Genomic DNA, 13,045 nt, shown 5'->3' with positions numbered 1-13,045 from the left:
TGCCGTCCACCTTCGAGATCGCGTTCGGGCCGATCGCGACGCTGTCGACGCCTACCGCCTGGCTGTCCGGCGCGGTCGAATTCGCATGGAAATACTTGATGCCGTGCGCGTTGATGTTGTCGATCGCCGAGCCGACGTTGTTGTTGATCGTCGTGGAGCCGTCGCTGTTGTACGTCACGTACGACGGCGCCGAGATCGCGCCGGTGGTCGGATCGTAGGTGGCGCCGCCGCCGATCGCGCCGGCGGTGCTGTTGCCGAGGTTCGTGTTGTTGTTCGCGATCGAGCTCAGGCCAGTGGACAGCGAGCTCATGCCGGTCGACGTGGCGGTCGACAGCGACGTGAGGTTGCTGTCCGTGCTCGACAGTCCGGTAGACAGCGACGTGATCGAGCTGTTGGTCGTACTCAAGCCGGTCGACAACGAACCGATGCTGGTCGACGTCGCTGTCGACAGCGACGTAATCGAGCTGTTGGTCGAGCTCAAGCCGGTGGACAGCGAGCCGACGACCGTTGACGTCGACGTGGACAGCGACGTCAGGTTGCTGTTCGTCGAACTCAGGCCGGTGGACAGCGAGCCGACGATCGTCGAGGTCGATGTGGACAGCGAGGTGATCGAGCTGTTGGTCGAGCTCAGGCCGGTGGACAGCGAACCGACGATCGTCGAGGTCGATGTGGACAGCGAGGTGATCGAGCTGTTGGTCGAGCTCAGGCCGGTGGACAGCGAACCGATGCCCGTAGACGTCGATGTGGACAGCGAGGTGATCGAGCTGTTGGTCGAGCTCAGGCCGGTGGACAGCGAACCGATGCCCGTGGACGTCGACGTGGACAGCGACGTGATCGAGCTGGTCGTCGAACTCAAGCCGGTCGACAACGAACCGATGCCGGTGGACAACGACCCGACGACCGTCGATGTCGACGTCGACAACGACACGATCGAGCTGTCGGCCGAACTCAGGCCCGTGGACAACGAGCCGATGCCGGTCGAAGTCGACGTGGACAACGACGTGATGCTGGACGCCGTCGACGTCGACAGCGAGTCGATCGCCAGATTCGACGCATTGAGCTGGCTACCGTTGATCGCATCGGTGGAGGTCGCGCTGACCTGGCCGGCGGCGACGTTCTGGATCTGCCGCGGCGCGGCGGCCGAGCCGACGCTCACCACGTCGCCGCCCGCCGGCGTGCCGCCGGCAAAGTTGTACGTGGTCCCGCCGATGACGGCGCTGGGCGTCTGCACGGCGGCCGACACCGTCGACGCGTTGCCGAGCACGACCGCGCCGTTGAGGCCGGCCGGCACGGCCACGCCGCTGCCGACGACGAACGCGTTGTTCGCGTTGATCGTGTTGTTGTTGCCGAGCGAATACGAACCCGAGCCGGTGACGGTGCTCGGATCGCCGATCGCGGCGGAGTTCGCGCCGCTGACGACGTTGCCCGTGCCGATGCTCAGGCTGTTCACGCCGCTCGCCTGAGCGCCTACGCCCATCGCGATCGCGTTCGTACCCGACGCGTTCGCATTCAGACCGACCGACGTGGTTCCGCTCGCGGTGACGCCGATGCCCGCATTGGTGCCGATCGCGACGTTGTCGTTGCCCGACACGAGGCTGCCGGCGGAAGCCGCGAGCGTGCCGTCATACGTGACGGTTCCATCGCCGCTGCCCAGCGCGACGTTGCGCGTGCCGGTGACGCCCGAACCCGCACCGCGCATCGCGCTCGCGATGCCGCCGCCGATCGCGGTGTTCTGCGCGCCGCTCACGAGCGTGCCCGTGGCGAGACCGACTGCGATCGAACCGGTATTGGCGGTCGTCGAGCCGGCGCCTGCGCCCGCGCCGGCCGCCACGGTGCCATCGCCGCTCGCGAGCGCCTGGCCGCCGATCGCGAGCGACGTGTTGCCGGTTGCCTTCGCGGCATTGCCGACAGCGGTTGCGGCTGCATTCGTGGCCTGCGCGGTCGGGCCGAGCGCAATGGACGACGTACCGGACGACTTGCTGTTGGTGCCGACCGCAATCGATTGCGTGCCGCTGGCGACGGCGTTCGTCATCAGCCCCATCGAATTCGTGCCGGTGGCAGTCGACTGGTAACCGACTGCGAGTGCATTGGCGCTCGACGCCGTCGAGGTGCTGCCGAGCGCGACGGCGCCCGTAGCAGTGGCCTGCGCGGCATTGCCGACCGCGGCTGCGTTCAGACTGTCCGCCACTGCGCTCTGGCCGACCGAGATCGAATTGTCGCCGGATGCCGCAGATGCCGATCCGATGGCCACCGAGGCCGAGCCGGAGGCGGCCGCGGCGTTGCCGCCCGCGAATGCGGCTGCATTGGACGCGTTCGCGAAGGGGCCGACCGCGGCGCTGGATGCGCCCGACGACTTCGCGCCCGGCCCGAGCGCGGCGGAATTGCTACCGCTCGCGTTCGCCGACGTACCGAACGCCGATGCAGCCTGGGCGGACGCCTGCGAAAAGATGCCGACTGCCGTGCTGTTGACGCCGCTCGCCGTGACGTTCCCGCCGATCGCGATCTCACCGCTCGCGAGCGCAGCGTTCGTGCCGCAGCCGATCGCAATGCCGTTGTTCGTCGTCGCGGTCGCCGAGCCCGGGCAATTCGTGCCGGAAATCGCGACCTGCGCGGCCGCACCGCCCGACCACATCGCCATGCTGCCGAGCACGGCAAGCGTCACGGACTTGAGCGCGGCCGCCGCGCCGGTGCCGCGCGCGACGGCTCGGGCTCCGGTGCCGGCTTTGCCCTTGCCGTGGGCCCGATCGAGTTCGGATACCGCGACGATTGCGCCGCGTGCCGCATTCCACACAGTGCGGTAAGTTCTATTCATGGATTTCTGCCGGTAAGCGGCGCGCGCCATCCACGTACCGGGCCAGCCAGGAATGCCGGACGCGTGGAATGTCTGTCGAGCCGTGTGAAAACTGTATTTATCGGGAAGCGCGGTCTTGCGAAAAGGCGATTTCGATCAATCGATTTCCCTGGAAAAGTGAAAGAGCACGATTAAACAAATCGAATTTTCTATGCCTTTTCAAGGGCAAATTCGATTAATCGAAACGGGCAAGAATCCGCTGATCCGTAGAATAAGGGAAAGGTATTCGGGCAAGAGAGCGCGAAAATCTGAATAATTGTGAATTAAATGTGAACAAAGAAAACGAGCGGCCGCGAGCGACCGTATTGCGCGGATTGCCGGCGTGTCGGCCGACTGGGGAATGGACTGATTCCGGTCGTTTGCGATGGTTTTTAACAACAAAAACAATGCAATTCGGGCCAGTGCGGATAAGCGGCGATATGCACGAAAAACCGTAAAATTTTTAAATCGACGAAATGACGATATCGCCGCACGGCGCGGTAACCGTGCGCGGGGCGCTTTCCGATCAATGGGAAATTGAAAAAGTTACGGAATGCGTTGCGCGCGGTGCCGCGGGTCCGATTTTCAACCGTCGCGGCGCGCGGTGTTTCGACGGAGCAGCAGCGTGAAGACGGACCCGCGTCCGACCGCGCTTTCGACACGAATTTCTCCGCCGAGCGCGTCGATCACCTGCTTGACGAACGCGAGCCCGAGGCCATGCCCGGCGGTCGCGCCGCTCGCGTCGACGCGAAAAAACTCGGTGAAGAGGTTCGGCAGTTGATGTTCCGGGATGCCGACGCCCGTATCGGCGACCGTCACGCGCCAGCGTTCGTCGCTTTCGCCGGCCGCGACGGTCACGGTCGAACCCTCCGGGCTGAACCGGATTGCGTTGTCGATCAGATTCGCGAATGCGCGGCGCAGCAGCAGCGCATCGGCGACGACGAGCATCCCCGGTTCCGCGATCAACCGGATCCTGATCCGCTTCGCGCTCGCATGCGCCCACATATCGTCGGTCGCGTCGCCGAGCAGCGGCGCGAGATCGACTTCCGTCGCTTTCGCCGAGCGCGCCTGCGCGCGAGCGAGCAGCAGGAACTGGTCGGCGAGCGTGAGCGTCGTGCGCGCGTAGTGGCCGACGAGATCGGTGAACCGTGCTTCGGGCAACGAAGCCGGCGCGTCGAGACGCTGCTCGATCAGCGCGAGGATCGCGGCCTGCGGCGAACGCATGTCGTGCGACAGAAAGCGCAACGCGGTATCGCGCTGACGTTCGGCCGCGCGCATCGGCGTGACGTCCGCCACGTGAAAGATCAGCATCGCGTCGCCTGCTTCGCGCGCGGGCACGATCGCGCATTTCACCAGCAGCGAGCGCTGCTTCGCGTCGACGATTTCGATGCCGTCCATCGGTGCGGCAGGTTCGTTCGACGGCGTGATGCCGTTGCGTTCGGCCAGCGTTTGCAGCGCGCGCTCGACGTAGTGCGCCGCGTCGTCCGAGGCGGTCATCTCGTGCAGCACGTGCGCCGCGTGGCGGCCGGTGGCGGGCGGCGGCGAACCGTGCTGCGCTGCCTCCGTCTCGTACAACCTGAGCGCCCGGCGGTTCGCGAGCAGCACCGCGCCCGAACCGGACGCGACGAGCGTGGCTTCGGGCAGGCTGTTCATCCATTCGGAAATCAGGTGTGCGGAGCGCCGCAGGCGCGCGATCATCGCGGTCATCACGATGACCCGCCGGCGGAACGGATCGATCGCGTTCGTGGGGGCGGGCGCGTCGCCCGGCAGACACGGGTCGGCGATCGCGCGTTCCGCTTCGCGGGTCAAGTAGCGCAGCAACGTTTCCTGCCGCCGCCATGCGCTCAGCGCGTACGCAAGCAAGCACGCGACGACCGCGGTGGCGGGAAAGCAGAACAGATGCGCGGTCTGCAGAACGACCAGCGACGCGGCGCATGTAGCCAGTGCGATGGCCGCGCAAGCGAGCAGCGCGGCGCGCGGGCCGAGCGCGAATAATGCCGCGCAAAGCCACGGCAACACGGACAGGCTGAACAGCACCTGGTTGGCCCACGATGCGGTGCGCACGAGCGAGCCGCTCGCGAGTGCGTAAGTGGCTTGCGCGACGAACTCGACGCCGGCGCGCGGCGGCGGCTCCCGGCCCGGCGTGACGAAGTGCGTGTCCGCGGTGCCCGAGGTCGGGCCGACGAGCACGATCGCGTCCTTGAGCAAGCCGGGATCGACGCGGCCTTCGAGGGCGTCGACGAAGGAGACCGTGCGATACGACGGAGCGGAACCGAGCGGCACGTAGCGGCGGCATGCGCTGGTCCAGTGAATGTCGCGACGTGCCGGCGGTTCGTCGCATTCCTCGAACGGCACGCCGCTCGCGCGGAGCAGGGAGGCGCTCATGTGCTCGTAGTCGATGGTCGGGGGCCCTTCGCGCAGATAGAAGCTGCGCGACACGCCGTCCGCGTTCGGCGCGGCGTTGACCTGCGCGATCGCGAATGCGCCGCGCGCGATCGGCTCGAGCGGCGGCACCACGTTCGGCAAGCCGTCCCCATCGTCGTCGGCCACCACGGCCGGCAGCACCACGCGGCCATTGCGCTTGATCGCGCTCGCCAGCCACGCGTCGCCGGCAGGCAGGATTCTGCCCGGATGCGTGAACGCGACGTCGAGCCCGATGGCGGCCGCACCCGCCGCGGTCAGCCGGTCGATCAACGTCGCGTAATCGGCACGCTTGACCGGCCATCCGCCGAGCGCCTTCGCGCTCGCACCGTCGATCGCGATCAGCACGATCTTCTGCGGCGACGGCCGCTGCAGCAGCGGCTGCACGACGTCGAAGAAGAACAGGTCGGCGCGACGCAGCGCGCCGGACGTCGTCAGCGCCGCGCACAGCAGCAGCACGAATGCACCCGTCACGATGCACTCGCGCATGAAACCGCCTGGCATACGCGCATCGTCGGCAAGCATCACAGGTGATTCATCGCAAAGCGTGTGCGTTGACGGCGGCCTCACTCGCACTCGAACCCGGCGGGCGTCAGCGGAGGCGGCGACGCCGGCTGCGCGAGCGGAACGCGGTGCGGCGACGCGCCGGCGTGATCGCGGGCCGACGGCACGGCTTCGAGGCGATAACCGTGTGTGTAGACGGAACTCAGGCGCAACCCGTTCTCGGGACCGAGTTCGAGCTTTTGCCGTATCCGATAGATATGGGTATCGAGCGTGCGCGAATCCGGATCGAGCTCGCGTCCCCACGTGCTCATGCAGACGAGCTTGCGCGACAGCAGCTTGCCGATATTGGTGAAAAAGAGTTCGGCGAGGTCGAATTCCTTCGGCGTCAGCTTGATCGGCACGCCGCGCAGCAGGATCGTGCGTTCGCGCGGGTTCAGCACGTAGTCGCCCGCGCCGATGAGGCCGAAGCGGTCGATATCGCGCGTCGAGCGTTTCAACAGCGCGTTCACCCGGCTCGCGAGTTCGGCGACGCGAAACGGCTTTGTGACGTAGTCGTCGGCACCGGCATCCATCGCCAGCACGATGTCGTCTTCGAGCGTCTTGCTCGTCACGAACAGTACGGCCGGTGACGTGCCGAGCGTGCGGCGAATCCAGTACAGCACTTCGAAGCCGCTCATTGCCGGCAGCAGCCAGTCCAGGATCACGAGGTCGAACGGCTGCGCGCGCAACAGTCGTTGCGCCGACTCGCCGTCGTGCACTTCAACCACCTCGTGTCCGAGCGGGGCCACGACGCGCGCCGCGGCTTTCGCATGAACGGGATCATCTTCGACTATCAGCACACGCATCGGGGCGTCATCCTTGTCATCAGCACGTGAGCGATACCGCACACGTCTTCACTTCGTCGTCAGCGCGGCCGCGCGGCGCACGGGCGAAGCGCGGACGGAACCTGGGGCGCGCGTGCCGCCGCCAGGCGGACCGACACAACGCTCCGGCACGGCCGAGGAACGGGGGGCGTCACGCGTGCTGTGACCCCGGCAGAAAACATCGAACCGCGGCACCCGACGCACGCACTGCTGCAGCAAGCGCGTGCGGCGACCGCGTTATGCAGTCACGGCCATTTGCGGCGAGCCTTCGCGTTCGGGATCCGATGTCGAACCATGCCGGAGCACGGTGCGCGCGGAGGGACTAATTGAGGCAATCGTCGTGCATGTTTAAGGGCGTTCTGCCGGGCTCTCAGCATCGGGGTGCTCATGGTTGCCATGCCCTCGTCAGGCTGCAGGTGTTTCGATTGTGCTTGGGTCGGCCGCGGGGCGCGGCGCGTTTCACGTAGCGAATCCGGATGCGCTCACCGACAATGTGGCGAGCAAATTTTTCCGATTCGGTGATAGGGTCCGCTGCCGTTGTGACAACGAGCGGCCTCAAATGTCGGCGGATTTTCGCACAAGGGTAAGGGTTTGTCATGCGACGACAGACGTTTAATCGTCGCTGCGGCAAGGCGCTCGACGATCGCAGGCTTGTGATCGATGGAAGTGAACCGATCCGTTTGTTCGGGCCAATCGTCGACGCGCGACGGCGCGCCGCGTCGATCAATTAGTCGGTACGACGGCCTGGTCGACGAACGCTGCCGGCCGGTCAACGAGACGACGATTCGCCGGGTGCGTGACTCGACGCTGTTCGCGTATCGGGCGATGGTGTACGCCCGCGTTGTCGTCGGGTCGGGGGCGCATGCCGCGGAGCCCGCAGTTTCCGATCAGGCGGCCGGCGCGACCGACGCGCCCGTGATGCCGTGCCGGCGCAACGAATCCGCGACGAAGCCCGACGCCTTCATCTCCTCGACGAACGCGGCCAGTGCCGCGGCGGCCGCGTCGCCGCGACTCTTCGGCACACCCATCGCCTGCCGGATCACCATGAAGCGCTCGTCGAGCAGGCGCAGGCCGGGCGTTTTCGCGGCGTCGGCCTCGAGCTGTTGCTTCACGCCGGCCGCCACTTCCAGTTGCTGCTCGACGAACGTCGACACGACGGCTTGCGACGTCGGGGCGCGCACGATCTGTGCCGCTTTCAGTTCGCGAGTGAGGAACAGGTCGTACGCGCTGCCCTTGCCGACGGCCACGCGGTTGTGCGGTTGATCGACGTCCGCGTTGGTGCGGATCGGCGACGCGCTCGGCACGAGATAGAAGCCTTCGATCAGCACGTACGGCGCGGTGAACGCGACGGTTTCGCCGCGCAGCGGATCGACCGCGAAGAAGCCGAAATCGGCGCGCTCGTCGGTCAGCGCCTGCACCGATTTGGCGGCGCCGTCGAACACCACAAGTTCCAGGTCGGCCGACAGGCGCTCGGCGAATGCACGGGCGAGGTCGATCGATACGCCGAACGGTTCGCCCGTTGCCGGGTCGCGGTTCGCGAGAATCGGGTTGCCGAGGTTGATCGATGCGCGGAGCTTGCCGGTGGGGGTGAAGGCGGCGGCGACAGCAGGAGCGATGGGCATGAGCGGACTCGCGGGAGGCGTAGGGTCGATAGGGTGACGGGCTGCGCGACAGCGCGCCGATGTCGAGCTTATCACCCGGACGCCGGGTGGCGCGTGTCGCGGGCTTGCGTGCGTCGAAACGTCGGGCCGGCCGCGTGACACGCACCCGTATCGATTGATGCAGGCGGCAGATATCAGCTGCAGATTACGCGACTGGCGCCCCGCGTTCACCACGGGGCGAGTGGCGCTGCCCGCAGCCGAAACTTCGTAGCGACATCTACCGAATTGCAGTGTTCGTGACGGCCAATTATGCTGCCGTCATGAATGCCGCCCCGACTTCCTGGCTCCTGTTGATCGTCAGTCTGCCGACCTCCGGCGCGACGGCCCGCATGCGCATCTGGCGTACCGTCAAGGCGCTCGGTTGCGGCGCGCTGCGGGACGGTGCATACCTGTTGCCGGCGCATGCCGGGCAGGCGGCGCAGTTGCGTGACCTGGCCGACGACGCGCGTAACGGCGAAGGGCACGCGTGGCTGCTGGATGTCCGTGCGGACGATCCGGCGGACGAAAGCGCGTACAAGTCGCCGTTCGATCGCGCGGGGGATTACGCAGACTGGCTCGCCGAGCTTTCTGAGGCTCGCAAGACGCTGCCCGATCTGGCGGTAGCCGATCTCAATCGCCTGCAGCGCCGCCACGCTCGCACGTACGAGGCCATTCGAAGCGTCGATTTCTTTCCCGGCGAAACCTCGCTGCGTGCGCATGCGCATTGGCGGGATTTCACCGCCGCGGTCGAAGCGTTGCGCTCTCCCGGCGAGCCGCATGCCGCTCAGCGCGGCATCCCGCGTCGCGACCCCGCGCAGTATCAGGGCAGGCTGTGGGCGACGCGCCGTCACCTGTGGGTGGATCGCGTCGCCAGCGCGTGGCTGATTCGGCGTTTCATCGATCCGCATGCGCGCTTCGCTTGGCTGGAAAACGTCGCCGATTGTCCGGCCGATGCGCTCGGATTCGATTTCGACGGCGCCCCGTTCACGCATGCGGGCAATCGTGTGTCGTTCGAGGTACTGGTCGAGAGCTTCGGGCTCGGCGACGACGACGGACTCGTCCGCTTGGGGGCCATGGTGCATGCGCTGGATGTGGGCGGCGCCGCCGTGCCAGAGGCCAGCGGATTCGAAGCGATTCTCGCGGGTGCCCGGAAGCGTCTTGCCGACGACGATGCGTTGCTGATCGAAATCGGCGCCGTACTCGATTCGTTGTACGTACATTTCCGTGCCAATCGAAAACCCTGACCTCGCTGCCTGCCCCAACATGGATACACATCGCGACCGCCCGGCCTATACGTTGTGGCAACTGATCCTGTACTTCGCGTGGCTCGGCGCGACGGGCTTCGGCGGGCCCGTCGCGCTCGCCGGCTACATGCATCGGGATCTCGTCGACAAGCGCCAATGGATCGCGGACGCGGACTACAAGGAAGGCCTGGCGCTCGCGCAACTCGCCCCGGGCCCGCTTGCCGCGCAACTGGCGATCTATCTCGGATACGTGCACTACCGTATCGTCGGCGCCACGGTGGTCGGGATCGCGTTCGTGCTGCCGTCGTTTCTGATGGTGGTGCTGCTCGGCTACGCATACACGCGATTTGGCGGGCTGACGTGGATGCAGTCGGTGTTCTACGGCGTCGGCGCGGCGGTGATCGGCATCATCGCGATCAGCGCGCGCAAGCTGACCGCAAAAAGCATCGGTCGCGACAAGCTGCTGTGGGCGATCTATCTCGCGCTGGTTGCCGTCACGGCGATCACCGAATCGGAAGCCGCGTGGCTGTTTCTCGCGGCGGGCCTGCTTGTCTGGTTCGCGCGCTCGCCGCCGAGTTGGTTACGCCGGCCACGCGTCGATGCGGTCGTGGCGTTACCCCTCTCCGCCACCGGCGCGTGGCTTGGTATCGTCGATTGGCCGCAGCTCGCGCAACTCGCCGTCTTCTTCGCGAAGGCCGGTGCCTTCGTGTTCGGCTCGGGGCTCGCGATCGTGCCGTTCCTCTATGGCGGCGTGGTCACCGAGCATCATTGGCTCGACGAGAAGCAGTTCGTCGACGCCGTGGCGGTCGCGATGATCACACCGGGCCCGGTCGTCATCACGGTCGGCTTCATCGGCTATCTGGTGGCGGGGTTGCCCGGCGCGTGCGTGGCGGCAGCCGGCACGTTCCTGCCGTGCTATCTGTTCACGGTGTTGCCCGCTCCGTACTTCAAGAAGTACGGCCGGCTGCCGGCGATTCTGGCCTTCGTCGACGGCGTAACCGCCGCGGCCGTCGGCGCGATCACGGGGTCGGTGATCGTGCTGGCCCGACGTTCGATCGTCGATGTGCCGACCGCCTTGATGGCGCTCGCGACGATCGTGCTGCTGATCAGGTTCAAGAAGCTGCCGGAGCCGGTAGTCATCGGCGGGGCCGCCGTGATCGGCCTGATCGCGTACCCGCTGTTGCATCACTGACCGTGAAGGTCGCCATGCGATGGACCACGCGACGGCGTTCGAACATCGACGGGGTCGCTCGTCCCTGGCTCATCGCCCGTTTTATCGAAATCGCGCCGGTCGGGCCGGATAGAGCGTTCTTCGCTGTCAGCCCGGCCCGTCGCTGGCGGCCGCGAGCAGCGGCACGACCAGATCGCTGATCGGCGTCGGAATGCCATGAGTTCGTCCGTATCGCTGCACGACGCCATTTCGGCAGTCCCATTCGAGCGGGCGGTTGCCCTGCCGGTCGGCGAGAATCGACGTACCCAAATCGGGCGGAAAACCATGGAAGCCGTCGACGATCTCCTGCGGCACGTCATCGCCCAGCTTCGCGCCCTCCGCCCGCGCGACCTCGAGACATTCCCGCAAGTACGCGAGCGACAGTTCGGTGATGTCGCTTCGCGAGAACATGCCGGCGCGGCGACCGGTCAACACCATGAGTCCCGCCACTGCGTTCTGCAAAAGCTTTCGCCACGCGAGCGAGATGAAATCCGCCGCGACCTCGGGCGAGCATCGCGTGCCGCGCAAAGCCGAAACCACCACGTCGCTCGCCGGCGTATCGGGCAGGGTGAGTCGAGGCTTGCCCCGCAGCCACACCGACGCATCCGGTTCGCGCTGTGCCGGAAACCAGACGACCGACGGCACGACCTCGGCGCCGGCCGCATGCGGTGCGAGCGCGGTTTTTTGCTCGACGCCGTTCTGCAGCGCGCAGACGACGGTATGCGCATCGCATAGCGCGGCGAGCCAGGGCGCCGCGCTCGCCACCTGCGTCGACTTGACCGCGACGAACACGACGTCGACCCTTTTCTCGACCGCTTGCGGATCGGTCAGTACGGGCCCGGGCACGACGATCTCGCCGCCGTCGAAGCGCAACGTCAGGTGCGCGTGCGCCGAGCGGCCGCAGATCACCGGCGTGCGGCCGGCTTCATGAAGGGCCGCGGCGACGGTCGTGCCGATTGCACCGGGACCGACGAGGGCGACGCTCGGGTAGTCAGACTTCGTCATGGTGTTCATCCTGTCGAGTGATCTGCCAGATAGGGGCGCAGTGCAAGGGCGAGCGGAAAAATCGCCAGCGCGGTCAACGCGGTCGCATACGTGGCGCCGTGCACACCGATCCTGTCGCCCAGGAAACCGTAGAGAACCGGAGATATCGCGCCCGACGCGATCGTCCCAGTATAGAAAATCGCGAATGCGCGCTCGGTGCGCTCGGGCGCAGACATTTCGGGGACGGTTCCGTACAGCACCGACGACGTGCCGTTGAGCATCATGCCCAGGATCGGCAGCAGCACCATGGTCAGCGTCAACGGAAGATACATCGTCGCGACGATGCACACAGCCGTACCGCCCTCCGTGAGCAGCACCGTCCTCACCATACCCATGCGCGCACCGAGCCAGCCGCACATGAATTTGCCGGCCGCACCCCCGATGAAAACGAGTGCAAGGGCCGTTCCCAGCAGGTGAGGCGAGACGCCCTTTGCCTGGAGCAGAAAAGGCAGAAAGGTAAGCAGTCCCATGCGTACGGCCGTATCGAGCACGCCGATGGAAAACAGCGCGGCGAATCCGCTTCTCCCCGTGCCGCCGCGTCGAGCGGACGCGGGCTCTTTTGCCTGCGCCGTTGCGGCGCCGCGCGGCACGGCGGGAAACCAGAGCGCGATGACGGCGGCCACGACGCAGCCCAGTCCGGCGACGATCCAGAGCGCGCGACGCCACGACATCATCGTGACGAGCAGCGAAATGACGGCCGGCAGTGCCGATTTCCCCAGATCGCCGGAAAAGTTGTAGATGCTCAGTGGGCCTCTCGCGTTGCGCCCGTAGATACGGGAGACGGCGCCCGATGCGATCGGATGCTGCGTGCTGGAGCCGCCGCCCGAAATCGCCAGTGCGACGCCGAGGCCGAGCAGGCCGCCCGACAGGCCCGCGATCGCATAGCCGAGCGCGGCGAGCAGCGTACCGACTGCGAGCGTCGCGCGGCTGCCCAGACGTTGTGCGAGACGCCCGGCGGACAACTGCAGCGTCGCCATCGTGCCGGCATAGACGCCGCGCAGGATAGCCAGCGCCGCAAAGTCGAGCCCGAATTCCGACTGCCACACGGGTAGCAACGCGTAAATCATGTCGGTATAGCCGTCATGCATGGCATGGGCAATGCAGGATAGCCACAGCACGCGCGGCCGCGATGGTGACGTCTCCCGCACGACGGGAGGGGAAAAAACCGGCAAGCGCATCGTCATTCTCTCCGGACGAGCGGTGGATGAAAGGCCGCTCGTGGTCTGGTTTTCAGGCGCGACGGGTAAATTCTATGACCGGGATGCCAGCCGTTTCAATTGAGCTAAAAT

The 13,045-nt window shown here is 66.5% G+C and carries 9 protein-coding genes; 3 read left to right on the top strand and 6 right to left on the bottom strand.

All coding sequences use genetic code 11. The annotated features are described in order from the left end of the window. The 4 genes from WS95_RS30230 to WS95_RS30215 form a co-directional block, all read right to left on the bottom strand. A partial coding sequence (locus WS95_RS30230) for an ESPR-type extended signal peptide-containing protein (protein WP_082747031.1) occupies positions 1–2,842 on the bottom strand: 2,842 nt, incomplete at its 3' end. Positions 2,843–3,415: 573 nt separating this feature from the next. Next, positions 3,416–5,776, bottom strand: a complete 2,361-nt coding sequence (locus WS95_RS30225; protein WP_156444613.1) for a CHASE2 domain-containing protein — start codon at positions 5,774–5,776, stop codon at positions 3,416–3,418. A gap of 41 nt (positions 5,777–5,817) precedes the next feature. After that, complete coding sequence (locus WS95_RS30220; protein ID WP_059827681.1) at positions 5,818–6,600, bottom strand: response regulator transcription factor; 783 nt, start codon at positions 6,598–6,600, stop codon at positions 5,818–5,820. Between the two features lie 905 nt (positions 6,601–7,505). Further along, positions 7,506–8,240: an ABC transporter substrate-binding protein gene (locus WS95_RS30215; protein WP_059827679.1), complete on the bottom strand. Its 735-nt coding sequence runs from the start codon at positions 8,238–8,240 to the stop codon at positions 7,506–7,508. Positions 8,241–8,539: 299 nt separating this feature from the next. Here WS95_RS30215 and WS95_RS30210 point away from each other — a divergent pair, with 299 nt between their 5' ends. Together WS95_RS30210 and WS95_RS30205 are read left to right on the top strand one after the other, a co-directional pair. Beyond that, entirely contained in the window at positions 8,540–9,502 is a 963-nt protein-coding gene (locus WS95_RS30210; protein WP_059827701.1) for a chromate resistance protein ChrB domain-containing protein, read from the top strand. Positions 9,503–9,521: 19 nt separating this feature from the next. Then, the gene (locus WS95_RS30205; protein WP_059827678.1) at positions 9,522–10,694 is read left to right on the top strand and encodes a chromate transporter; all 1,173 of its coding nucleotides are present in this window, start codon (positions 9,522–9,524) and stop codon (positions 10,692–10,694) included. 126 nt (positions 10,695–10,820) lie between these two features. On the opposite strand, the gene WS95_RS30200 is transcribed toward WS95_RS30205, so the two are convergent. Both WS95_RS30200 and WS95_RS30195 read right to left on the bottom strand, forming a co-directional pair. Further along, entirely contained in the window at positions 10,821–11,717 is an 897-nt protein-coding gene (locus tag WS95_RS30200; protein ID WP_059827697.1) for an oxidoreductase, read from the bottom strand. A 5-nt stretch (positions 11,718–11,722) separates the two neighbouring features. Then, a complete protein-coding gene (locus tag WS95_RS30195) occupies positions 11,723–12,934 on the bottom strand; it encodes an MFS transporter (RefSeq protein ID WP_059827699.1) in 1,212 nt (403 codons plus the stop codon). Between WS95_RS30195 and WS95_RS35425 the strand changes: the two genes are divergently transcribed. Continuing rightward, positions 12,855–13,037: a hypothetical protein gene (locus tag WS95_RS35425; protein ID WP_162499612.1), complete on the top strand. Its 183-nt coding sequence runs from the start codon at positions 12,855–12,857 to the stop codon at positions 13,035–13,037. The two genes, WS95_RS30195 and WS95_RS35425, sit on opposite strands and share 80 nt — an antisense overlap. Positions 13,038–13,045 lie beyond the last annotated feature (8 nt).

Origin of the sequence: Burkholderia sp. MSMB1826 (assembly GCF_001526325.1) — a bacterium.
GTDB lineage: Bacteria > Pseudomonadota > Gammaproteobacteria > Burkholderiales > Burkholderiaceae > Burkholderia.
The sequence above is the reverse complement of the archived record's forward strand: the minus strand, read 5'-3'. Positions and strand labels throughout refer to the sequence as shown.

What these genes read in the sequence shown, in the direction of transcription:
- WS95_RS30225 (WP_156444613.1), bottom strand. Translation starts at nt 5,776, where the DNA reads ATGCTTGCCGACGATGCGCGTATGCCAGGCGGTTTCATGCGCGAGTGC.
- WS95_RS30220 (WP_059827681.1), bottom strand. Translation starts at nt 6,600, where the DNA reads ATGCGTGTGCTGATAGTCGAAGATGATCCCGTTCATGCGAAAGCCGCG.
- WS95_RS30215 (WP_059827679.1), bottom strand. Translation starts at nt 8,240, where the DNA reads ATGCCCATCGCTCCTGCTGTCGCCGCCGCCTTCACCCCCACCGGCAAG.
- WS95_RS30210 (WP_059827701.1), top strand. Translation starts at nt 8,540, where the DNA reads ATGAATGCCGCCCCGACTTCCTGGCTCCTGTTGATCGTCAGTCTGCCG.
- WS95_RS30205 (WP_059827678.1), top strand. Translation starts at nt 9,522, where the DNA reads ATGGATACACATCGCGACCGCCCGGCCTATACGTTGTGGCAACTGATC.
- WS95_RS30200 (WP_059827697.1), bottom strand. Translation starts at nt 11,717, where the DNA reads ATGACGAAGTCTGACTACCCGAGCGTCGCCCTCGTCGGTCCCGGTGCA.
- WS95_RS35425 (WP_162499612.1), top strand. Translation starts at nt 12,855, where the DNA reads ATGCAGGATAGCCACAGCACGCGCGGCCGCGATGGTGACGTCTCCCGC.
- WS95_RS30195 (WP_059827699.1), bottom strand. Translation starts at nt 12,934, where the DNA reads ATGCGCTTGCCGGTTTTTTCCCCTCCCGTCGTGCGGGAGACGTCACCA.